Raw genomic sequence first — 21,561 nt, 5'->3', positions numbered from 1 at the left:
AAGCTCCCTCGCCACAGGGTATTCATTGTCAGCTTTATCTTTTTGGGCGATGACAGTCGTTATGGCAAGCCGTTGCAGCCGTGCTTCATGAAGCCCGGACGCTGCGCCAACCGTTGGAAATACTCGTCGACAGCGGGGTAGTCGGGCCGCTCCATCGGCGTCATCAACCAGCGGTTGACCGACAAACCGATAACGATGTCGGCCAGTGTGAAGCGTGGTCCGGCGACGTAGGCTTTGGTGGTCGCGAGTTGATGTTCGAGGATGCCCATCTTGTGGTTCCAGTCATTGACGCCGACGACAATCTGGTGCTGGTCCTGGCATTCCGGGTCCTTGCGCACCAACGCGGTAAACGCATAGCCCCAGGACCGATTGAGCTCGGTGGCCTGCCAATCCATCCACTGTTCTACCCGCGCGCGCGCGGCCGGTTCGCTGGGCAGCAAATCGTGGTTGTGATGCTTGCCGGCCAGGTAACGGCAAATGGTATTGGACTCCCACAACACCCCGGCCTCATCGATGATCACCGGCACTTGGGCGTTGGGGTTGAGACGGGTGAACTCGGGGCTGTGGGTCGAGGCAAAACCGCTGCCCCAATCCTCACGTTCGTAGGAAACGCCCAGCTCATCACAGGTCCACAGGACTTTTCTGACGTTGATGGACGACGCTTTACCGAGAATCTTCAGTGCATGTTCCATGGAGCTACTCCTTTAGCGAATCGACGCCTCGGGAATCTAACATTAAGCGGGGTCCGGCAGCGCCGACGCCGGCAAGCCAAACGTGCGATCGAACAACCAATTGAACGCGAAGGTGTAGCACGGGATGAAGATGATCAGCGCCAGGTCGAGGAGAAACGCCTGGACCAGGCTGATGTTCATCCACCAGGCGATCAACGGGATGAGGAACACAATCAAGGTTAGTTGAAAACCCACGGCATGGGCGATGCGCCGTTTAACGGTGCGGGTGCGCGAGGGCTGGCGGCTTTCCCAGCGTTCGAACAGCGCGGTGTAAATGAAATTCCAGGTCACGGCGAGGGTGGTGATGATCACCGCCAGCGGGCCAGTGCTGCCGGTCGAAGTGCCGGACAACAGCGCTAGACCGAGGGCCGAGAAGGTCATGCCGATGACTTCATACAGCGACACGTAGACCAGTTTGCGTTTAACGCCTTGCATAGGGTTTTGCCTCTTTCTTGCGAACAAATGCCAGCAGCGCTGGCGAAGGCGACAAAAGATAGCTTCAATATGGCTGATAGAAAAAGTCAGTAGCTTTCAGTTTTATTGATAGGACGTCGGATGAACTTCAACAGCGACAGCATCGAATTGTTTCTCGCGGTGATCGAGCGCGGCTCGTTTTCCGCCGCTGCCCGGGCGTTAGGCAAAGTACCGTCGGCGGTGAGCATGGGCATCGGCAACCTCGAAGCCGAGCTCGGTTATCCGCTGTTTGACCGCAGTCATCGCGAACCGGTGCCGACCGCCATGGCCAGTGCCTTGGTGCCTCATGCCCGGCTGATTTTTGATCAGCTCAAGCAGTTGCAGGTGCATGCGGTCGAGTTGTCGTTGGGGCTGGAAAGCAAGTTATCGATCGGGGTGGTGGCGGACATCGACAAGCGCGGTTTGATGGCGGCGATCAAGGTCATTGCCGAGCGTCATCCGCTGCTGGAAATCGAAGTGCTCAGTGCGCCCCAGGATGATGTGCTGGCGATGCTTCACAGTGGACGGGTCAGCGTGTGCCCGGCATTCGCCGGGTTGAGCATGAACGTGCTGGAGCGGTTTCAGTTCGTCGGCACCGAGCGGATGATCGCCACGCTGGCGGCGGACAATCCGCTGTTCCAGGGGCAGGGTTTGTTTCTGGAAGACCTAGTGCATGTACGGCAGATCATCGTCGCCAGCCGAGACTTGCCGATCAGCGAAACCCGGCCCTTGGTGGCTGAGTCTTACTGGCGCACCGACACCTTGGCGGCGGCACTGGAAATGGTCGAAGCCGGGTTGGGCTGGGGCAACTTTCCGTTGTCGGTTGTGCAGCCGTTGCTGGACGCTGGAAGGCTCAAGCGCCTGAGGTTCAGGAACATCGAAAACGGCTTGGTGTTGCCGGTGCATGCGGTGTGGCTCAAGAGCCAGCCGTTGCAGAAGGGCGCGTTGGCGTTTGTTGAGTTGATGGGGCGGACTTAGCCCGTTCAGTGTTGAGCAGTTCGTCCCAGATTGGAGACGAACAGGCGCTGGGAAGGTTGGGGTCGAGTACGGGTTGCCTGAGAATCCAGCCCTGGAGTTTTAGGTTGACGTACACCGGGGTGGATTCGATGCACGTTCCCTTGGGGGCGACCGAAACCTGATCAACGGAAACAAACAACGGCCCGGGCAGATCGAACAACGTCTCGGATCGACTGACCTGGCCCGTTTGTTTACTGGCGTAACATACCTGTCGGCCTCCGCCCAGATCGGTGGTCATGACGCCGGCCTCTTCGAGACTGGCATGCCAGACATTCATGACAACGGCCGGTCCCTGACCTTGCGGATGAACGGCGAGGCAGCTTTTGATCGCCGGCATGAAGCCTGGTTCGTTCAAAAGGTGCGTCCAGTTGTCTGGCTCTGCGGCGTGGAGTGGCTGGCTGATGCAGAGCAGCAGGAGTGGGTTAAAAAGGGATGTTTTGCGCATGGAGGTGTCCGGGGGGAAGTGCCGGGGGCCGTTGTTGAGTCAGGTCACGAGTGCCGAGGATTCTGCACGCGTGCCGATAGAGTGTCCGATAAAAGGTGTTTCAGAATGCGGATGATCAGTCGCCGGTCTCAGCTTCTCTCGCCACAGACAAGCATGTAGGAATGCTCCGTAGGAAAGAGGTTTCAGCAGGTTGCCGAAGGCTACAGGTTCTTGCTCCATTGCCTACAACTACGCCAGAATCCGCCGGCTTGTGTGCCTGGCATCCGGACACTATCGTTCCCGTGTCGCTGCAATTCAGCGATCGGGTCTAGCAGCCTGGGTACTTTAGACGCATAGCGTTCACCGTTCGTGATCCGTTCACGTTATGGCGGCTGTGCGTGGGAAGACCTTCGGGTCTACCGGTCTCTAGAGTCCCGGTCTGCTAGCCCGCGCACAGCTGTCACCTTATTTTCGTCTAGCAGCGAATCGTGGCAGCTCCATGACTCTAGGAGCGTGATCATGTTCAAGCCAACCCCCAATCCCCCGCGTAAACCCAGTCCAATCTTCGCCATCAATCCCAATATCGACAACGAGACCCTGCTGGCCCACGCCTGCGAATCACTGGCCTCGGCGTGTGTCATTGCCCATGACTTCGCTGCGTTTCTGGAAGGTACGCAGCGCAACACGGCGCAGGGGATTGCCCAGATCATTCTGCAGGCTGAACTGGCGGTGAACCGGGTGCTGGATAACCTCGATTCGCAAGACTAACCGCTGAATCCAGGGCTGAGAGTTAACCTGTGGCGAGGGGCTTGCCCCCGTTCGGCTGCGAAGCAGTCGTAGACCGGTGCATGCGGACTACCTGAAAAAATGCGGTCGTAGGTTCTGGGGCTGCTTCGCAACCCAACGGGGCAAGCCCCCTCGCCACAATGGACTGCGGTTGGCCTTAGGTGCTTTCCCGCACCTTCAACTCAAACCCCATGTCCTGCACCGGTTTGGCCACTGCATTGCCGGCCATCAGCGTCAGCATCTGTTCCGCCGCGCGCCGGCCGATGGCTTCGCGTGGGGTGCTGATGCTGCTCAGGCGCGGCACCATGTGCGCCGAGGCCGGCAGGTCGTTGAAGCCGAGGATCGCCACTTGCTCGGGGATCTTGATCCCGCAACGCATGGCTTCGAGCAGTGCACCCTGGGCCAGGTCGTCGTTGCCAAAGAAGATCGCATCGACGTCCGGATGGCTGGCCAGCAGTTGCAGGAACAGTTCGCCGCCCAAACCGACGGAGGACGCGCGCGGGGTCAGCACTTCGAGGTCCGGGTCATACAAGCCGGCCTTTTGCAGGGATTTGCGGAAACCTTCGCCGCGCAACAAGGTGCGTTGGTCGAGCTGCGCGCCGATGTAGGCCAGGCGTTTGCGACCGCGGGACAGCAGATGCTCGGCTGCCGTTTCGCCAGCGGCCAGTTGCGAGAAACCGACGCAATTAAGGCCCGCGCCGCTGTCCAGTTCCATCATATACACGCAGGGAATATTGCTCGCCTCGATCATCCGTCGCGAGCTTTCGGTGCGGTCGAAACCGGTCAGCAGCAAGCCGCGTGGCTGATAGGCCATGTAGTTACGCAGCAGGTTTTCTTCTTCATCGCGCGAGTAATGGAAGTTGCCGATCAGCACTTCAAAGCCCTTGGGCCGAAGAACCTGATGAATGGCTTCCAGGGTGTCGATGAACAACAGGTTGGACAGCGACGGCACCAACACCACCACCGAATGGCTCTGGGCCGAGGCGAGGGCGCGGGCGGCGGGGTTGACCACGTAGTTCAGCTCAAGCGCCGCTTTCTGGACTTTTTCCACCAGTTCGGTGGCCACGGTGCTGACACCGCGCAAGGCCCGGGAAGCGGTAATCGGACTGACGCCGGCCAGGCGCGCGACTTCATTGAGGGTAGGGCGGCCGGTGGTGCGTGTATTTTTGTCGTTTTTAGGGGAGGTCATCGGGCGGCTTGCCAAACAAAATTCAAGGCACTAAGGTAGCGCTGTCCCGAAGCAGCTGCAAATGCGTAAGCGAGTTTTGCCTGATCCTCGCTTTTTGGCGTTGGGAACGAACATGCTGCAACCCACAAAAATGACAAGAAGGCGTCGGCAACTTCTACTTTTGGTCTAGTGTCATAACTGGCAAAGGTAGCGCTGTCTGCGCGCTGAGGTGTTTCATGAATCATCCCATCACCGCCCTGGTCATCATGGGCGTTGCCGGTTGCGGCAAGACTTGCGTCAGCGAGGCCTTGTGCCAACTCAGCGGCGCGACTGCCATTGAAGGCGATACTTTCCACCCTGCCGCCAATATCGAAAAGATGAGCGCGGGTATTCCCCTGAATGACGAAGACCGTGCCGGCTGGCTCGACAGCCTGTGCGATGAACTGCGCCGCGTCGATGCCAAGGGCGAACGCCCGGTGCTGACCTGTTCGGCCCTCAAACACAGTTACCGCGAAGTACTGCGCAGTGCCTTGCCGGGCCTGGGCTTTGTGTTCCTTGAGCTGACCCCTGAAGTCGCCGCCGAGCGGGTGTCCCATCGACCGGGCCACTTCATGCCGTCGACCCTGATCGACAGCCAGTTCGCCACCCTTGAGTCGCCAGTCGGCGAACCCTTGACCCTGGCCCTCGACGCCTCGAATCACAGCGTCGACGAATTGGCTCAACAAGCTCAAGCCTGGTGGCTCAAACACGGTTTGAAACTCGCCGGTTAAGTCTTGCTCCAAGAGATAGCGCTGTCCTGATAGCTTTTGAATAATTGCTTTCATAACAACAACAAACAGGAGACACCCCCCATGTTTGGCATGTCCCATGAAACCTTTCTACTGCTAGATGCAGTGGTCACTGTGATCGGGCTTATCTTCCTGATCACCAAGTTCAAGCTGCACCCGTTCATTGCCCTGATCATTGCCGCCGGTTTCCTCGGCCTGACTTCCGGCATGCCGGTAGGCACCATTCTCAAGGCGTTCCAGGACGGCTTCGAGTGGTGTGCTTGGTTTTGTCGGGATCATCCTGGCGCTGGGCACCATGCTCGGCAAAATGATGGCCGAATCAGGCGGGGCGGATCAGATTGCCCAGACGCTGATTCGCGCGTTCGGTAAAGAACGCGTGCAGTGGGCCATGATGTTCGCGGCGTTCCTGGTCGGTATTCCGCTGTTCTTCGAAATCGGCTTCGTGTTGCTGATTCCATTGGTGTTCATCGTTGCCCGGCGTACCGGCGTGTCGATCATCAAGATCGGTATCCCGCTGTTGGCCGGTCTGTCGGCGGTGCACGGCCTGGTGCCTCCGCACCCCGGTCCGCTGCTGGCCATCGGCGTGTTCGGTGCCGACATCGGTAAAACCATTCTGTACGGCCTGATCGTTGCGTTGCCGACGGCCATCATTGCCGGCCCGATCTACGGCACGTTCATCGCCAAGTACATTCCCGGCCATGCTAACCAGGAACTGGTGGATCAACTGGCGCGCGAGCCACAAGCCACGACCCTGCCGAGCTTCGCCATCACCCTGATCACCGTGCTGCTGCCGGTGTTCCTGATGCTGCTCAAGACTTTTGCCGACGTGGCACTGCCGGACGGGCATTTCTTCCGCAACTGGATGGACCTGATCGGTCACCCGATTTCGGCACTGTTGCTGGCGTTACTGTTGTCGCTGTACACCTTCGGCCATCGTCAGGGCATCGGCTCCAAACAGATTCTCAAACTGCTGGATTCGAGTCTTGCGCCGACTGCGGCGATCATTCTGATCATCGGTGCCGGTGGTGGTTTCAAGCAGATGCTGGTCACCAGCGGTGTGGGTGACGTGATCGGCCACATGGCAGTGAACGCGCAGATCTCGCCGATCCTTCTGGCCTGGCTGGTAGCGGCGGTGATTCGCGTAGCAACGGGTTCGGCGACCGTGGCGACCATTACTGGCGCGGGCATCGTGGTGCCGGTGGTGGGGATGATTCCAGGTGTGAACCGTGAGCTGCTGGTGTTGGCCACCGGTGCCGGTTCGTTGGTGCTGTCTCACGTCAACGACGCGGGTTTCTGGCTGGTGAAGCAGTACTTCAACATGACCGTAGCGGAAACCTTCAAGACCTGGACTGCGATGGAAACCATCCTGTCTGTGGTCGCGCTGGGCTTCATTATGTTGTTGTCGCTGGTGGTCTAAGTACACCGCAAAACCAAATGTGGGAGCGGGCTTGCTCGCGAAAGCGGTCTGACAGTCAACATCATCGTTGAATGTCAGGCCCTCTTCGCGAGCAAGCCCGCTCCCACATTGGTGTGTGTCAGGCGTTGGTTTTTGCTACCAACCCATCCGCCCGGAACATCCCGCGAATCCCGCGCACGGCCTGACGAATCCGGTCCTGGTTTTCGATCAGTGCGAAGCGCACATGATCATCCCCGTATTCGCCGAATCCTACCCCCGGCGAGACGCAAACCTTCGCCTCGGCGAGCATTTTCTTGGCGAATTCCAGCGAGCCCAAATGTGCATAGGCCTCGGGAATTTTGGCCCAGACGTACATCGATGCTTTCGGATTTTCGACCATCCAGCCCAGTTCATGCAGGCCTTTGACCAGCACGTTGCGACGCTGGCGGTACTGCTCGGCGATGTCTTTGACGCACTGCTGATCGCCTTCGAGCGCGGCAATCGCTGCAACTTGTAGCGGAGTGAAGGTGCCGTAGTCGTGGTAACTCTTGATCCGCGCCAAGGCGTTGACCAGTTCAGCGTTACCGACCATGAAACCAATCCGCCAGCCCGCCATGTTGTAGCTCTTGGACAGGGTGAAAAACTCCACTGCGATGTCCTTGGCGCCTGGCACTTGCATGATCGACGGGGCTTTCCAGCCGTCGTAGACGATGTCGGCGTAGGCGAGGTCGTGCACCACCAAAACGTCGTACTGTTTGGCGAGGGCGATCACTCGTTCGAAGAAATCCAGCTCTACGCATTGAGCGGTAGGGTTCGACGGGAAGCCAAGGATCATCATCTTCGGTTTCGGGATCGAGCCGCGAATCGCGCTTTCCAGTTCGGCGAAGAAGTCCACGCCCGGTATCAACGGCACCGAACGCACCTGGGCGCCGGCAATCACCGCGCCGTAGATGTGAATCGGGTAGCTCGGGTTTGGCACCAGCACGGTGTCGCCCTGGTCGAGGGTGGCCAGCATCAAGTGTGCCAGGCCTTCCTTGGAGCCGATGGTGACAATGGCTTCGGTTTCCGGGTCGATGTCGACCTCGTAGCGATCCTTGTACCAATTGGAAATCGCCCGGCGCAGACGTGGAATGCCTTTGGACGTTGAATAACCGTGGGTGTCTTCGCGCTGGGCGACGGTCACCAGTTTTTCGACGATGTGCGGCGGGGTCGGGCCATCAGGGTTGCCCATGCTGAAGTCGATGATGTCTTCGCCACGACGACGGGCGGCCATCTTCAGCTCGGCAGTGATGTTGAATACGTAAGGGGGAGTCGATCTATGCGCGCAAAGCGGCGCGGCGAACCTGGGTTAGCCATTGTTGCCTCGGATAACGTGAGCGCCCGGAACCGTCCGAGCGACGCTGGCCACTGCGGTGGCCTGTGGCGGAATGTAAGGGCTGATGTGGCACACTGTCCAGCGACTATGTGAACAATTTTTTCCGAAGGAAACGGGTTGATGGAATTTAGCAGCGGCTTCTTGCTGAGCCTTTCGCTGTGCCTGGATATCGGCGTGGCCAACATTGCAATGATCACTTTGGCGATGCAGCGCGGCTATTTTCAAGGCTTTGCGCTGGGGTTGGGGACGTGTGTCGGCGACCTGATCTACGCCGTGCTGGCTCTGGCCGGTATGACCGTTTTGCTGCAATACGAAACCGTGCGCTGGGTACTGTGGATCGGTGGTTCGGCGCTGCTGGTGTACTTCGCGGCGAAGATGATTTATTCGGCGATTCACCACGAAGCAGCGTTGGCCCAGACCGCCGAAGTCGGTCAGAACTCGCACCGCAAAGAATTTTTTCGTGGCATTTTCCTGGCGATGTCGTCGCCTAGCGCGATTCTCTGGTTCGCCGCGGTGGGCGGCACGCTGATCGCGCGTTCCGGCGGTGGTGGTGCACTCAGTTCTGCGTTGTTCCTTGGTGGGTTTCTCTGTGCCGGTCTGCTCTGGAGTGCCGGTTTGTGCTTCGCTGCGAGCCATGGCGGCAAATTGCTGGGTGACAAGTTACTGCGCTATTCCTATATGGCATCAGCAGCGATCTTCTGCTATTTCGCGGTTTACGTGATTCTATCGGGCTATAACGAGTTCATCGAAAAGGCTGCCGTCGGGCAGCTTCCCGGCCTCTGATTGGGCGAATCGGGTTTGGCTTCTATACTTCCAGCCGAACCCACTTTTTTGTACCAGGAGTCGAGTCATGGATGAGCAAACACGCGTCAAACCGGCCGAGCCACGATTCGAGAGCGGGCATTTCCTGCTCATTGCCGGGTTTGGCGGGCGATTTACCCAGGAAACCTCGAAGAAAATCCCCGATCTCTGGGACAAATTCATTCCCGAGATTGGCAAAATTCCAGGTCAAAAAGGCGAAGTGACCTACGGCATCTGCTGCAATCCCGACGGCAAGGGCGGTTTCGAGTACATCGCCGGCGTCGAAATCAGCAAGCTCGACGACCTGCCTGAGAAGTATCGCTGGGTCGAGGTTCAGCCACAGCATTACGCAGTCTTCGAACACCAGGGTTCACTGGACACCTTGGCGCAGACCTTTCAGTACATCTGGAAAACCTGGTTGCCGCAGTCTGGTCGCGCGGCGGCGGATGCCCCGGAGTTTGAACGCTACAGCGAGGACTTCAACCCGAAGCTCAATACCGGCGTGCTGGAAATCTGGCTGCCGCTCAAACCCGAATGAATACCGCGAGAGGCGGACCACGCGTCCGCCTCTCGACTTCTCATTTACCTTGCTTCATCCGTCGCGCCCGCAACAGGTCGACAGACAAGGTAATGAAGCCAAAGGTGCTGATGCCCAACAGCATAAGAAGGCCGATCTGAACGCTGCTCATGGTGTGTTTCCCTATTGATGATCAGAGACAGGAAACACAAATAGTCTGAATTATTGAGCAATGACAGCGCCTATACGCAGGCTTTACGGCGCTTGCGGTGATCGATATGAACACCTTATTAATTTATGATCTCCCACCTTTCCATCGCTGAAACCGAGCTGCCATGAACACCGTCATCCGCCACGTCACGCCTGCCGATCTGGAACGCTGCTACGCCATCGAAACCGTCGCCTACGAAGGCGACGAAGCCGCCACTCGGGAAAAAATCGCCACCCGCATCGCCACCTGGCCAGAGGGCTTTATCGTGGCTGAAGTCGATGGCGTTGTAGCCGGTTTCGTCAATTCCGGTGCGGCGTTTGAGGTGGAAATGTCGGACGAAGCGTTCAAGGAACTGATCGGCCACGACCCGGCAGGTCCCCATGTGGTGATCATGTCGGTGGTGGTGCATCCGGATTATCAGGGGCTTGGCTTGGCAAAGCGCTTGATGGGTGAGTTCATCGAGCGGATGCGCGCGATGGGCAAGGCCAGCATCCACCTGATGTGCAAGGAACGGCATGTTCCGCTGTATGCCGGGTTCGGGTTTGCCTACATCAAGCCCTCGGCGTCGGATCATGGCGGGATGGCGTGGCATGAGATGGTGCTTGAGCTCTGATTGATTCGGTGCAGCGTAAATTGCTTTCGCGGGCAAGCCTCGCTCCTACAGGTCCCGCGCGATCCTGTAGGAGCGAGGCTTGCCCGCGAAGGCGATCGGAAGATCTCAATCTCTAATAGAGGCTGTCGCGCACCCGAGCCGACGCCTCCCGATCGTAGTCTTCGGCATCGTTTTTCCCTAAGCGATTCAGAAAACCAAACCCATCCGCCGCTCGTAACCGATCCGGCCCTTGTACGCCTCGCCGCTGTCGACAAAGCCATATCGGGCATACAACGCAATAGCCGCTTCATTGTCGGCATCCACCGACAATTCCAGCCCTTTTATTTCCGGGAACGCCTGGCGCGCGGCTGTGGGCAGGGCTTGCAGGCAGGCCTTGCCGTAACCTTTGCCCTGGGCGCGTTGATCGACCTGCAAGGCGTGCAACGTGGCGCTGTGTTCATTCGCCCAGGCGGGTAAAACCGGTGGGCGCTTGAGCAGCAGGAACGCCACGGGAATCTCTTCGACCAATAAGGCAAAGCCTTTGACGCCGGGGCCGGGTTTGGACAGCAGGGTGTGCAATGCACCATGGATGTCGCCGCTAAACTTGATCTGTTCCGAATGGACTTCAATGGCCTCGACCTGTTGGCGCTGCAACGCATTCAGGCTTTCGTATGGCACAAGTAGGGCTGTCACTGGAGTGTCCTTTTCCCAATAGAAATGAGCTTCGGATTCTAGCGAGTTTGCGTTGTTGGATTATTTTTATTTTGGTTGTCGATTTGGCTTTTCGCCGAACGACTAAGGGTGTCTTCACAACAAAAAACATGGAGAACCGCCATGAATGCGCAAACCCAAATTCGCAACCTGATCGAAACCTACCGCCAGGCTGTCATCGCCAAGGACGTGGAAAAAGTCATGGCCTTGTACGCCGACGACATCGTCTCCTTCGACGCGGTCAAGGCCCTGCAATTCAAGGGTAAAGCGGCGTACCGCGCGCATTGGCAGGAATGCCTGGAAATGTGCCCCGGCCCGCACATCTTCGAATTCCATGAACTCGACATCGAGGCGTCGCAAGAAGTCGCGTTCGCTCATTGGCTGGCCCATTGCGGTGGCACCAATGACAAGGGCGAAACCCAGGCCTGCTGGATGCGCGTCACCGCGTGCTATCGGCAAGAGTCGGGGCTCTGGCAGATCATCCATGAGCACTGGTCGGCGCCGTTCGACATGATGACCGGCACTGCGCTGTTCGGCCTGCAACCCTGATCGCCCGGGCCAATTCGTCGAGCTTATTCGTCGGAAAAGCAGCCACCCCACCCAACAGCAGCCATAGTTGATCAGCCGATCACGGAGAGCCCCATGAAATACCTATGCCTGGTTTACAGCAACGAGCAGGCGCTGCACTCACTGCCCGACAGCCCCGAAGACGCCGAATGCATGGCCTATGCCGAGTCGATCCAGGGCAGCGGCCGGATGCTCGCCGCCGAGGCGCTGGAGTCGGTGCAGACCGCCACTACCGTGCGTATGCGCAACGGCAAACTATCGATCACCGATGGCCCGTTTGCCGAAACCAAGGAGCAGTTGGCCGGCTTCTACCTGATCGATGCCAAAGACCTTAATGAAGCCATCCAGGTCGCCGGCAATATTCCGGCGGCCCGGGTCGGCTGCGTCGAGGTCCGTCCCGTTCGCCAGTTGAATCCCTGAACAATCAAAAATAAACAGGAGATCTGCATGAGCCCACAACCGATTAAAAAACAACCTGCCCCATTTGAGTTGTCGATCAGCCGCCTGATCGACGCGCCACGCCGCAAAATCTTTCGTGCCTGGACCGAGCCGGCCTTGCTCGTCCAATGGTGGGGGCCGCACGGCATGACCACGCCGGAGTGCGAAATGGACCTGTGGGTCGGCGGCCAGTTTCGCACCTTGATGCGCGCCCCGGACGGCAGCGAGTACCCGACAATGGGCGTGTTTCTGGAGATCGTCGCGCCTGAGCGACTGGTGTTCACCGACGCGTTTATCCCCGGCTGGATTCCGTCGGGCAAACCGTTCATGAGTGCCGAAGTGACCCTCGAAGACCAGGGCGGCAAAACCCTCTACACCGCCCGCGCCATGCACTGGAGCGAAGAAGATCGCCAGGCCCATGAGGCCATGGGTTTCCACGACGGCTGGGGGCAGAGCCTCGATCGCCTGGTGACACTGGTGACTGAAGGCATGCCGGACTGATGTCGGCCGAGGCCGTCAAGGCGCGGGTCGAGCAGGTCTACCGCGAAGACTCGCGGCGGATTCTCGCGACGCTGATCCGTTTGCTCGGCGATTTCGACCTCGCCGAAGAGGCCTTGCACGAGGCCTTCTTCGTCGCGGTCGAGCGCTGGCAGCGCGATGGTGTGCCGGACAATCCACGGACCTGGCTGGTGTCCACCGGGCGCTTCAAGGCCATCGACGTGTTGCGTCGGCGCGCTCGTTTCAACGCGTCGCGACCGATGTTGATCGCTCAGTTGGAAGCGCTGGAACAGGCCGACTGGAGTGACGAAGACGTGGAAGACGACCAGCTTGCGGCTGATCTTCACCTGCTGCCATCCGGCGCTCGCGGCCGACGCCCAAGTGCCGCTGACCTTGCGCGAAGTCTGTGACCTGACCACGGAAGAAATCGCCCGGGCCTTCCTCTCGGCGCCGGCCACCATCGCCCAGCGCCCGATCGTCAGCGGGCCAAAGCGAAGATTCGTGACGCGAAAATCCCTTATCAAGTACCGTCACTGGCCGAGTTGCCCGAGCGCCTCGACAGCGTGTTACGAGTGATTTACCTGGTGTTCAACGAAGGTTACTCGGCGTCCATCGGCGCCGAACTGACCCGGGAAGATCTGACCCGCGAAGCGATTCGCCTTGGGCGCTTGTTGATGGAATTGTTGCCCGAGCCCGAGGTAATGGGGTTGCTGGCGCTGATGCTGTTGCATGAATCGCGGCGCCCGGCCCGGACCTCGGACACTGGCGAGCTGATCCTGCTGGATGAGCAGGATCGTTCTTTGTGGGACGCCGGGATGATTGCCGAAGGTTGTGCATTGGTGGAGCGGGCGCTGACTTTGCGGCGCTTCGGGCCGTATTGCCTGCAAGCGGCGATTGCGGCGGTGCATGCCGAAGCACCGACGGCGGGGGAGACCGATTGGCCGCAGATTGTTGGCTTGTATGACTTGTTGCTGCGGGCGGTGCCGTCGCCGGTAATCGAACTGAACCGTGCGGTGGCGCTGGCCATGCGCGATGGACCGTTGGCGGGGTTGACGGTGGTGGAAGGGATACTGGCGCGCGGGGAGTTGCGCGATTACCACTTGGTGCACTCGGCGCGAGCACAGTTTTGTCGGCAGTTGGGACGGGTGGAAGAGGCGCGGGAGGCGTATCAACGGGCGCTTGAACTGACGCAGCAAGAGCCGGAGCGGCGGTTTATCGAGGGGCGGCTCAGGGATCTGGAATGATTCGGGAGGTGCTTTATGATTGCCGGCCTCTTCGCGAGCAAGCCCGGCTCCCACATATGATCGCCTGTGTGCCACAGATTGTATGCACACCGAGGATCCACTGTGGGAGCGGGCTTGCTCGCGAAAGCGTCATCAGGACCGGCGATAAAGGATCAGGCCTGCTGCCGAGTCGCGGTCAACACGATCTCGCGAACACATACGTTCTGCGGCTGCTGATACGCATAAGCAATCGCCGAAGCCACATCCTCGGCACTCAACACTGTACCGCCCATGTCCTGTTTCCAGGCCTGGTAACCGGTCTTGATCGCCTCATCGGTGGTGTGGCTCAACAGCTCGGTTTCCACCGCGCCCGGTGCAATGGTGATGACCCGCACATTGTGCGGCGACAACTCTTCACGCAGGTTTTCCGACAAACCATGCACCGCGAACTTGGTGCCGACATACGCCACGTGATTCGGGAACGTCTTGCGTCCGGCCACCGAGCTGATGTTGATGATCGTCCCGTGTTTGCGCTCGACCATCCCCGCGACCACCGCGTGCACGCCGTTGAGCAAACCCTTCACATTGACGTCGAGCATCTGGTCCCACTGGGCCGGGTCCTGCTTGGTCATTTCACCCAGCAGCATCACCCCGGCGTTGTTGATCAAGGCATCCGCCGGGCCGAATTGCGCTTCAGCTTCGGCGACTGCCGCGAGCAGGGCGGCGCGGTCGGTGATGTCGACGCGGCGGCTCAGGGTGTTCGGCAGTTCCAACGCCTCCAGGCGTTCAACCCGACGGGCCAGCAGCAACAGTGGATGGCCGGCAGCGCTCAACAGCCTTGCAGCGGCTTCGCCAATGCCCGAACTGGCCCCGGTGATGATGATCAATGGCTTGCTCATGGCTAGACTCCTGAAATAAGAAAAACAAATATCTGAACGTGGGGCGCAGTATATTTACCGCCGTTCAGGCTGAAAAATGCCTTATTCCTCTGTCTGCTATCGGAATTTCCTATGGATATCCGTCATCTCAAAGCCTTCCTCACGGTGTTCGAGGAACGCAATATCACCTCGGCGGCCCAGCGGCTGTTCATCAGTCAGCCGACGTTATCCGTGACCATCAAGCAACTCGAAGAAGAAATGGGTGCCGTGCTGTTTGTACGTCAGCCCCGAGGTGTCGAGGTCAGTGACGAGGCGCGGGTGCTGTATCCGCAAGCGCGGCGGATGGTGGCCGAAGCCGAGGCCTTGAGCCGTTTGTTTCGGGGCCGGGAAAACCGTGCGCCGCTAACCTTGGGCATTGAAGGCGATATCGCGGATCGTCAGATCGAAGCCTTCGTGCGCATGGCTCATCAGGCGCTGCCCAACCTGCTGCTGACGCTGGAAGAAGGCTGTCACGGCGACGGTCGGTTGGCGGTGGAAGAGATGTGCTGCGAGGACGAATTGTTCCTGCCATTGTGGGAAGAGTCCTATGTGATGGCGTTGCCGGTCGGGCATCCGATGGCATCGGCGGAATCGGGACAGGCCTGGGCGCCGATCGATGACTGGATCACCTGCCCGCAACATCCGTCCCATCAGCGCTTGATGGCGTTGTACGGGCGTTCGCCGGAAGCGGTGGCGGGGCAAGCAGGGTCATTGAAACAGGCGCTGCACATGGTCGCCGCCGGGGTCGGTGTGGCGATGTTGCCGCAGTCGTTGGTCAGTGGGCACGAACGGGTCGTGACCCGCGCCTTGCACCTGCCGGCACCGACGCGTCGGGTCGGGTTGTGTTACGCGGCGCAGGCGCTGGAGTTGCCGGCGTTGCGGGGGTTGCATGAGTATTTTCAGGTGAATCGGCCGGTAGAGGTTGAGGCTGCATAACAAAACCAAAATCAAAAGATCTCATTCCAGCATCTTGCTCAATAGCCAACTCCCCGCCGGCCCCGGCGGATGCAGCCGTGACCACAGTGCATCGACATACACCGGTTTTGGCCAGCCCCGCACCTCCAGTTCTACCAGCGACCCGGCGCCAAACCGCCCCACCAGCCAACGCGGCAGCGGTGCCCAGCCGAATCCGCCCTGAGCCATTTCCAGCAGCATCAAGTAACTCGGCGCCGACCAGACCCGGCCCTTGGCGCGGCTTTCATACGGGTTGACGATGGTCGCCAGACGCAACTCCCGGTGCTGTCGCAACACGTCTTGATCGATCCCGCTGAGCGTCGCCAACGGGTGCTTTTGGGCAACGAACAACGCGATTTCCGTGCGCTCATCGACAGTCGAACTGACCAGGTCCGGCGGGTAACTGTCCTGCATTTCGGCAAAGGCGACTTGAGCCCGCCCCCGTTGCAGCAAGGCCACCAGGTCGTCGCATTCGGCGATCAGGCATTCAAGCTCCAGGTCCGGATAACGCTGCTCGAACGCACTCAGGGCCGCTTCGAAACGGTCGGACTGATAAGTGTCGGAAATCGCCACGGTCAGCTTTGCCTCGACCCCCTGGGACAATTGGCTGGCGGTCATTTCCAGGCGACTGGTGGCGGCGAGGATTTCTTCGGCCCGTTGCAGCATCACGTGCCCGGCCGGGGTCAGGCTGGGCTTGCGGCTGCTGCGGTCGAACAGAACCAGGTTCAGGTCGATTTCCAGGCTCGCCACGGCGGCGCTGATGGTCGACTGACTGCGCCCGAGTTTGCGTGCCGCCGCGGAAAACGAACCTTGGGTCGCGGCCTGGACAAACGCGAGCAACACTTCGTGAGAGGCCATGAACTATCGCCTTGATCGATGGTTATTGGTTATGAAGTATCGGTGTGCTGACAGATCATGGCAACCACAGTCACTCAGGGAGTCTGGCCATGAACGCCAACAAATCCATTACTGAACGTATTTTCCAGGCCGTCGGTTTCGAAACGCTCGCCGTGATGATCTGCACCCCGCTGCTGGCCTGGGTCATGGACAAACCGATGGTGGAAATGGGTCTCGTCACCATGGCCATCGCCGCGCTTGCCCTGATCTGGAACGTGATCTTCAACGGCATGTTCGACCGGTTGCTCAAGCGTCTGGATATTGTGCGCAACGCCTGGGTCCGGGTGGTGCACGCGTTGTTGTTTGAAGGCGGCCTGATCGTGATGGGCGTGCCGCTGATTGCCTGGTGGCTGAGCGTCAGTCTGTGGCAGGCGTTCCTGCTGGACATCGGTGTGCTGCTGTTCTTCCTGCCATACACCTACGTTTACCACTGGGGGTATGACGTGGTGCGGGAGCGGATGTTGATGAGCCGAGCGCTGCGTTAAGAGGCACAACTAGCTTTTGTGGCGAGGGAGCTTGCTCCCGCTGGAGCGCGAAGCGGTCCCAAAATGGCAAACCGCGGTGCATCGGGAGGAACCGCGTTGGATGGTTTTACGACTGCTTCGCAGCCGAGCGGGAGCAAGCTCCCTCGCCACAGGGTCTGTGTGATGCCTGGGTTATTCGCCACACAACTCACCCACAAACTCCAAAAACGCCCGAACCTTCGCCGCCGGCAAATGCCGCGACGGGTACAGCGCGTACAACGGAAATCGCTCATCCGGCCAATCGGGAAACAACTCCACCAACCGTCCTTCGGCCAACGCCGGAGCAATCCCTAAATCCAGCACCTGGGCGATGGCCTGGCCGCTTTCGCAAACACTGTGCAAGGTGCCGACATCATTGACCAGCAACCGGCAATGCGGCTGCACATGCAGCACCGCGCGGCCCGGGCGATGAAATTCCCAGCCAAACGGCCGGGCGGTTTGCGGGTCACGGAACTGCACGCACACATGCCGCTCGTCCTCCATGTCCAGCGGCGCCAGCGGTCGGCCATGACGCTTCAGGTACGCCGGCGAGGCGAGGGTCAGGACTCGCACTTCCAGTAACTTGCGCGCCACCAGCGACGAGGACGTTGGATGACCGAAACGCACCGCCAGGTCAAAGCCGTCCGCCACCATGTCGCCGAGTTGATCGCGGGTTTGCAGTTCCAGGTACAGCTCGGGATAGCGCGTCATGAACTGCCCCAACTGCGGTCCCAGAATCAGCCGCGAGAAATAGGGGTCCATGTTGACCCGCAGCCGGCCGCGCACCTGAGTGGCGCTGGTCGAGGCCGAGTTGGCGGCTTCTTCCAGACTGGCCAGCAGCGGCGCGATTTCCCCATGGAAGCGCCGACCTTCATCGGTGAGAGTGACGGTGCGGGTGGTGCGATCAAACAGCCGGATACCCAGGCGTTTCTCCAGTCGGGCGATGGCCCGGCTGACCCCGGACGGTGTCAGCTCCAACACCTCGGCGGCGCGGACAAAACTGCCGCCATCGACCACCGCGCTGAACACACCCATGCCGCTGGCGAGACTGGCGTCAAAGCTCATTGGTGATTCCTGGTCATTTGTTCAATGACATTCATGCTATCGGAGAATGTCTGCCTTGCGCTCAATAATCTGCCCAACGCGATAACCGTCGCCCTCGAGCAGGAGAACAGCTGATGTACGCAGTCATGGGCATTACCGGGAAAGTGGGCGGCGCGGTCGCCCGGACGTTGCTGGCCGCCGGGCACACTGTGCGTGCGGTGGTTCGCAGTGCTGATAAAGGCGCGGTGTGGGCGCAGCAAGGGTGTGAATTGGCCGTGGCCGATGTCGATGACCGCGACGCCATGATCGAAGCGTTCACCGGCGTAGAAGGGGTGTTCGTGATGATGCCGTCGAATTTCGACCCATCGCCAGGCTTCCCGGAAACCCGGCAAGTGGTGGAAAACATTCGCTCGGCGTTGGAAGCTGCACGCCCCGGCAAAGTGGTGGGCTTGTCGACCATTGGCGCCCAGGCCAGTCAGCCAAACCTGCTCAATCAATTGCGATTGCTGGAGCTGGCATTGGGTTCGCTGGCGCTGCCAGTCACTTTTTTGCGGCCAGCCTGGTTCATGGAAAACGCCTTGTGGGACGTCGAGCATGCGCTCGGCTCGGGCGTCATTCCGAGCTTCCTGCAACCGCTGGAAAAACCAGTGCCGATGATTGCTACCGCTGACGTCGGTCGAGTGGCGGCGCAACTGCTGCTGGAAACCTGGAGCGGTCAGCGCATTGTCGAACTGGAAGGCCCACATCGGATTTCACCGCTGCAACTGGGCGCCGGTTTCAGCGAACTGCTGGGCAAACCGGTGCGCATGCAAAGCGTGCCTCGGGAGACGTGGCAGGGGTTGTTCGAAAGTCAGGGGATGAACCATCCACTGCCACGGATGCAGATGATCGATGGCTTCAACGAGGGCTGGATCGAGTTTGAAGGCGAACCGCGCAAGGGCCGGGTCGAATTGTTGACGGTCTTGGGGCAACTGTTATCGCGCCATTGATCGCGTTGAGCGGGCTGATGCCGGCCCGCTCATGCCATGGGTTATTTACAAAAACATCCCGCCCGACGCTTCGATGCGCTGGCCGTTGATCCACTGGCCACCTGGCGACAGCAGCAGCGCAATCGCCGCACCAATATCATCCGGCTGACCGGCGCGACCCAGGGCTGTATTGCTCGCCACCATCTGGTTCACCGCGCTGTTATCACGCACGGTCCCACCGCCGAAATCGGTTTCGATGGCCCCAAGTGCGAGGATGTTCACCGCAATCGCACGCGCGCCCAACTCCTTGGCCTGATACCGAGTCAGCGCTTCCATCGCGCCTTTCATCGCTGCATAGCCCGGCCTATTTGCAACGCTATGGCATGCCACAGCAACTCGAAGACCTGACGCAGCATCGGCTGGTGCATTACGTCGGCGTGCTGGGTTCGCGTTCGGAAGGTTTTCTGTACGAGGAAGAGGGCAAGCTGCATCGCGTGCCGATGGCCGGCAGCATCACGGTGAACAACACCGATGGTTATGAGTCGGCGTGCCTGGGCGGTTTCGGCTTGATCCAGGCGCCGCTGATGGGCATGCACCTGTACTTGCTGAGCGGTGAACTGGTGGCGGTCTTGCCGCAACTCAACGCGCCGTCGATGGAAGTGTCGCTGCTGTATGCACGGCAACGGCATTTACCCTTGCGGGTGCGGGCGTTCATGGATTGGTTGGGACAAGTCATCCCGACAACCCATTGAATTGTGGGATTGGGGCACTTGCAAAACTGATGTCGACAGATAGTCCGTTATCGCGAGCAGGCTCACTCCCACAATGGACCTACGGCGTACACAAAATCTGTGATCAACCGTAATCCCCTGTGGGAGCGAGCTTGCTCGCGATGACGGAATAACACTCAACGCAAATGTTGACTGATAGACCGCTTTCGCGAGCAAGCCCGCTCCCACAGGGTTATGCATCAAACGTGGAAGTAGCCTACGCACGAATCAAACGGCAGGCGCTTGAGTTCGATTTTGTTCAGGTCCAGCACTTCGCGCAGGGCTTTGGTTTCGCCTGGGAAGTTGCGGTACGCGACTTCGTCCAGCACCACGACCGCGCCTTTTGGCATGTACGGCAGGAAGGTTTCCAGCGCGACTTTGGTCGATTCGTACAGGTCGGTGTCGAGGATCAGCATCGCGACAACCAGGTCCGGGCGAGTCTTGACCCACTCCGGCACGGTCTTGACGATGTCGCCTTTGACCAGCTCGCAACGCGGGATGCGGTTGACCGGGCGCAGCAGGTCGTTGGCGTCGATCATGTCCTGGATCAGCGACTGGTCGGTGTCGGAGAACATGGTCTCGTTGACGTCCGCCGGGTCTTCTTTCTTGTCGATGCTCTGGAAGCCTTCGAAGGTGTCGAAGCCAATGATCGAGCGGTTGATCGCGTAGGGTTCCAGGATCATCGACAAGTGCATGTAAAGCATCAGCGAGTTGCCTTTGTACACGCCGCACTCAATGATCGCGCCGGGTACTTCGGCGACTTTCTTGAACAGCTCCATGCGCGACAGTGCAGCGGTTACGCCAATGCGGTTGGCAAAGACGAACGGCGCGTCGGCCACGTACTCGGCATCGACCCGTTTCAGGACGTTGGCACGGGTTTCGTTGTACTGGGCCTCGGCGGGCGTGATGCGACGCTTGGTCATTGCTGGATTCCTTGGAAATTCGAAAAGTCGTGGGCGTGGAAATAGTCTTTGAAACCGGCGCCGACGTCAGGGCAGGCACTGTCGACGTTGATCGCGCCGCGCTTGTGCTTGAGGTCGTCGAGGTGCATCAGGCGGAAGTCCACGCTGAAGCGGGTCTGTTGCGTGTGGTTTGGAACAGTACCGTGCAGGTGCGAGCCGGAGAAGATCAGCATGTCACCGGTGTTGCCGGCCACGCGCATTTCAGAGGCGCTGTTGATCGCTTCCAGCGGCACTGGGTGCACGCGGACTTCCTCTTTGAGGTTGTCCTTGGCTTTATGCCGCTGGTTGCTGATCCAGTCGTTGAGGCTCCATTCGCTGGAGGTGTTCTTCACCGGCATGTCGAAGTAGCCAGCATTGATCATCATGGTCTGGTCGGGGCTGATGGTGTGCACCGGCATCCAGGTGTTGATCTGGCAATCGACGCTGCCGTACCAGGTATCGCGATGGGGCTTGTAGGCGTAGCTGACGCCCGCGTGCAGGTATTCGTAGTTGGGCACGACGCGAATACGCGGCACGTCGAAAATGTATTCGTGCGGGTCGACACCGATTTCATCGATGAAGCTCAGGATCAATTCCTTGGCGCGCAGACTGTTGGTGAACTGGCCCTTGAGGCGCGTCACCAGCACAACGAATTCTTCCACCGGCATCAAGGTATGCAGGGCCTGGTGGTTAGTCTCGCCATTGAAGGCGGCGGTGATGCTTTCCTGGGCGAACGCGCACAGCGCTTTGGCAGCGCGTAGCTCAGTGTTCAAGAAGATGTCGCCGGCGTAGATGGCTTCTTTGAAGTCAGCTTTTTTCTGAAGCTGATTGATGTACAGATTCACGGTTCGCACTCCTGAATGCATCGAGT

At 59.4% G+C, this 21,561-nt stretch carries 22 protein-coding genes and 5 pseudogenes; 15 read left to right on the top strand and 12 right to left on the bottom strand.

What is annotated here, in order from left to right:
- Positions 1-59 precede the first annotated feature (59 nt).
- Together RHM58_RS00705 and RHM58_RS00700 are read right to left on the bottom strand one after the other, a co-directional pair.
- Complete coding sequence (locus RHM58_RS00705; protein ID WP_201257452.1) at positions 60-692, bottom strand: glutathione S-transferase family protein; 633 nt, start codon at positions 690-692, stop codon at positions 60-62.
- Between the two features lie 42 nt (positions 693-734).
- On the bottom strand, positions 735-1,166 hold the full coding sequence (locus RHM58_RS00700; protein WP_322269419.1) for a PACE efflux transporter: 432 nt from the start codon (positions 1,164-1,166) through the stop codon (positions 735-737).
- Between the two features lie 120 nt (positions 1,167-1,286).
- Here RHM58_RS00700 and RHM58_RS00695 point away from each other — a divergent pair, with 120 nt between their 5' ends.
- Entirely contained in the window at positions 1,287-2,162 is an 876-nt protein-coding gene (locus tag RHM58_RS00695) for a LysR family transcriptional regulator (RefSeq protein ID WP_322269417.1), read from the top strand.
- On the opposite strand, the gene RHM58_RS00690 is transcribed toward RHM58_RS00695, so the two are convergent.
- Complete coding sequence (locus tag RHM58_RS00690) at positions 2,101-2,646, bottom strand: hypothetical protein (protein WP_322269416.1); 546 nt, start codon at positions 2,644-2,646, stop codon at positions 2,101-2,103. The two genes, RHM58_RS00695 and RHM58_RS00690, sit on opposite strands and share 62 nt — an antisense overlap.
- A 498-nt stretch (positions 2,647-3,144) precedes the next feature.
- Between RHM58_RS00690 and RHM58_RS00685 the strand changes: the two genes are divergently transcribed.
- The gene (locus RHM58_RS00685) at positions 3,145-3,393 is read left to right on the top strand and encodes a DUF6124 family protein (RefSeq protein WP_201257449.1); all 249 of its coding nucleotides are present in this window, start codon (positions 3,145-3,147) and stop codon (positions 3,391-3,393) included.
- 175 nt (positions 3,394-3,568) lie between these two features.
- On the opposite strand, the gene RHM58_RS00680 is transcribed toward RHM58_RS00685, so the two are convergent.
- Positions 3,569-4,600: a LacI family DNA-binding transcriptional regulator gene (locus tag RHM58_RS00680; RefSeq protein ID WP_201257448.1), complete on the bottom strand. Its 1,032-nt coding sequence runs from the start codon at positions 4,598-4,600 to the stop codon at positions 3,569-3,571.
- Between the two features lie 215 nt (positions 4,601-4,815).
- Between RHM58_RS00680 and RHM58_RS00675 the strand changes: the two genes are divergently transcribed.
- Complete coding sequence (locus RHM58_RS00675; protein ID WP_201206048.1) at positions 4,816-5,349, top strand: gluconokinase; 534 nt, start codon at positions 4,816-4,818, stop codon at positions 5,347-5,349.
- 81 nt (positions 5,350-5,430) lie between these two features.
- Positions 5,431-6,784, top strand: a pseudogene (locus RHM58_RS00670) (GntP family permease).
- A 118-nt stretch (positions 6,785-6,902) separates the two neighbouring features.
- Here the strand turns inward: RHM58_RS00670 and alaC are convergent.
- A pseudogene (gene alaC, locus RHM58_RS00665) lies at positions 6,903-8,119 on the bottom strand (alanine transaminase).
- 139 nt (positions 8,120-8,258) lie between these two features.
- Here alaC and RHM58_RS00660 point away from each other — a divergent pair.
- From RHM58_RS00660 to RHM58_RS00650, 3 genes are all read left to right on the top strand, one after another.
- On the top strand, positions 8,259-8,921 hold the full coding sequence (locus tag RHM58_RS00660) for a LysE family translocator (protein ID WP_201257447.1): 663 nt from the start codon (positions 8,259-8,261) through the stop codon (positions 8,919-8,921).
- Between the two features lie 67 nt (positions 8,922-8,988).
- Positions 8,989-9,477, top strand: a complete 489-nt coding sequence (locus tag RHM58_RS00655; protein WP_201257446.1) for a GyrI-like domain-containing protein — start codon at positions 8,989-8,991, stop codon at positions 9,475-9,477.
- A 314-nt stretch (positions 9,478-9,791) separates the two neighbouring features.
- The gene (locus tag RHM58_RS00650) at positions 9,792-10,280 is read left to right on the top strand and encodes a GNAT family N-acetyltransferase (protein WP_201257445.1); all 489 of its coding nucleotides are present in this window, start codon (positions 9,792-9,794) and stop codon (positions 10,278-10,280) included.
- Between the two features lie 186 nt (positions 10,281-10,466).
- Here the strand turns inward: RHM58_RS00650 and RHM58_RS00645 are convergent, their stop codons facing one another.
- Positions 10,467-10,952: a GNAT family N-acetyltransferase gene (locus RHM58_RS00645; protein WP_201206037.1), complete on the bottom strand. Its 486-nt coding sequence runs from the start codon at positions 10,950-10,952 to the stop codon at positions 10,467-10,469.
- A 141-nt stretch (positions 10,953-11,093) separates the two neighbouring features.
- On the opposite strand from RHM58_RS00645, the gene RHM58_RS00640 reads away from it, so the two are divergent.
- From RHM58_RS00640 to RHM58_RS00625, 4 genes and pseudogenes are all read left to right on the top strand, one after another.
- The gene (locus RHM58_RS00640; protein WP_322269414.1) at positions 11,094-11,519 is read left to right on the top strand and encodes a YybH family protein; all 426 of its coding nucleotides are present in this window, start codon (positions 11,094-11,096) and stop codon (positions 11,517-11,519) included.
- 93 nt (positions 11,520-11,612) lie between these two features.
- Positions 11,613-11,957, top strand: a complete 345-nt coding sequence (locus RHM58_RS00635; protein WP_201257444.1) for a YciI family protein — start codon at positions 11,613-11,615, stop codon at positions 11,955-11,957.
- Between the two features lie 27 nt (positions 11,958-11,984).
- A complete protein-coding gene (locus RHM58_RS00630) occupies positions 11,985-12,476 on the top strand; it encodes an SRPBCC family protein (RefSeq protein WP_322269412.1) in 492 nt (163 codons plus the stop codon).
- Positions 12,476-13,717, top strand: a pseudogene (locus RHM58_RS00625) (RNA polymerase sigma factor). Before RHM58_RS00630 ends, RHM58_RS00625 begins: the two are co-directional and overlap by 1 nt.
- Positions 13,718-13,869: 152 nt before the next feature.
- On the opposite strand, the gene RHM58_RS00620 reads toward RHM58_RS00625, so the two are convergent.
- Positions 13,870-14,595 carry an SDR family oxidoreductase gene (locus tag RHM58_RS00620; protein WP_201206029.1) on the bottom strand — a complete coding sequence of 242 codons (726 nt, stop codon included), beginning with the start codon at positions 14,593-14,595 and terminating at the stop codon, positions 13,870-13,872.
- Between the two features lie 111 nt (positions 14,596-14,706).
- On the opposite strand from RHM58_RS00620, the gene RHM58_RS00615 reads away from it, so the two are divergent.
- Entirely contained in the window at positions 14,707-15,549 is an 843-nt protein-coding gene (locus RHM58_RS00615) for a LysR family transcriptional regulator (protein ID WP_201206027.1), read from the top strand.
- Positions 15,550-15,570: 21 nt separating this feature from the next.
- Here the strand turns inward: RHM58_RS00615 and RHM58_RS00610 are convergent, their stop codons facing one another.
- Positions 15,571-16,425, bottom strand: coding sequence for a LysR family transcriptional regulator (locus RHM58_RS00610; RefSeq protein WP_201206025.1), 855 nt, complete (start codon positions 16,423-16,425; stop codon positions 15,571-15,573).
- 89 nt (positions 16,426-16,514) lie between these two features.
- Here RHM58_RS00610 and RHM58_RS00605 point away from each other — a divergent pair, with 89 nt between their 5' ends.
- Positions 16,515-16,949: a multidrug/biocide efflux PACE transporter gene (locus tag RHM58_RS00605; protein WP_201257441.1), complete on the top strand. Its 435-nt coding sequence runs from the start codon at positions 16,515-16,517 to the stop codon at positions 16,947-16,949.
- A gap of 171 nt (positions 16,950-17,120) precedes the next feature.
- On the opposite strand, the gene RHM58_RS00600 is transcribed toward RHM58_RS00605, so the two are convergent.
- On the bottom strand, positions 17,121-18,032 hold the full coding sequence (locus RHM58_RS00600) for a LysR family transcriptional regulator (protein WP_322269410.1): 912 nt from the start codon (positions 18,030-18,032) through the stop codon (positions 17,121-17,123).
- Between the two features lie 113 nt (positions 18,033-18,145).
- Between RHM58_RS00600 and RHM58_RS00595 the strand changes: the two genes are divergently transcribed.
- The gene (locus RHM58_RS00595) at positions 18,146-19,000 is read left to right on the top strand and encodes an NmrA family NAD(P)-binding protein (protein ID WP_322269408.1); all 855 of its coding nucleotides are present in this window, start codon (positions 18,146-18,148) and stop codon (positions 18,998-19,000) included.
- 45 nt (positions 19,001-19,045) lie between these two features.
- Here the strand turns inward: RHM58_RS00595 and RHM58_RS00590 are convergent.
- Positions 19,046-19,339 (bottom strand): annotated as a pseudogene (locus RHM58_RS00590) (SDR family oxidoreductase); the annotation flags it as partial.
- Between RHM58_RS00590 and RHM58_RS00585 the strand changes: the two are divergent.
- Positions 19,336-19,731 (top strand): annotated as a pseudogene (locus tag RHM58_RS00585) (LysR substrate-binding domain-containing protein); the annotation flags it as partial. The pseudogenes RHM58_RS00590 and RHM58_RS00585 overlap by 4 nt on opposite strands.
- Before the next feature lie 218 nt (positions 19,732-19,949).
- Here the strand turns inward: RHM58_RS00585 and RHM58_RS00580 are convergent.
- Both RHM58_RS00580 and RHM58_RS00575 read right to left on the bottom strand, forming a co-directional pair.
- On the bottom strand, positions 19,950-20,672 hold the full coding sequence (locus RHM58_RS00580; RefSeq protein WP_123514271.1) for a TylF/MycF/NovP-related O-methyltransferase: 723 nt from the start codon (positions 20,670-20,672) through the stop codon (positions 19,950-19,952).
- On the bottom strand, positions 20,669-21,535 hold the full coding sequence (locus RHM58_RS00575; RefSeq protein ID WP_201257438.1) for a hypothetical protein: 867 nt from the start codon (positions 21,533-21,535) through the stop codon (positions 20,669-20,671). The genes RHM58_RS00580 and RHM58_RS00575 overlap by 4 nt, the downstream gene beginning before the upstream one ends.
- Between the last annotated feature and the right edge of the window lie 26 nt (positions 21,536-21,561).

The organism is Pseudomonas sp. 10S4 (genome assembly GCF_034344865.1).
Classification (GTDB): Bacteria; Pseudomonadota; Gammaproteobacteria; order Pseudomonadales; family Pseudomonadaceae; genus Aquipseudomonas.
The sequence above is the reverse complement of the archived record's forward strand: the minus strand, read 5'-3'. Positions and strand labels throughout refer to the sequence as shown.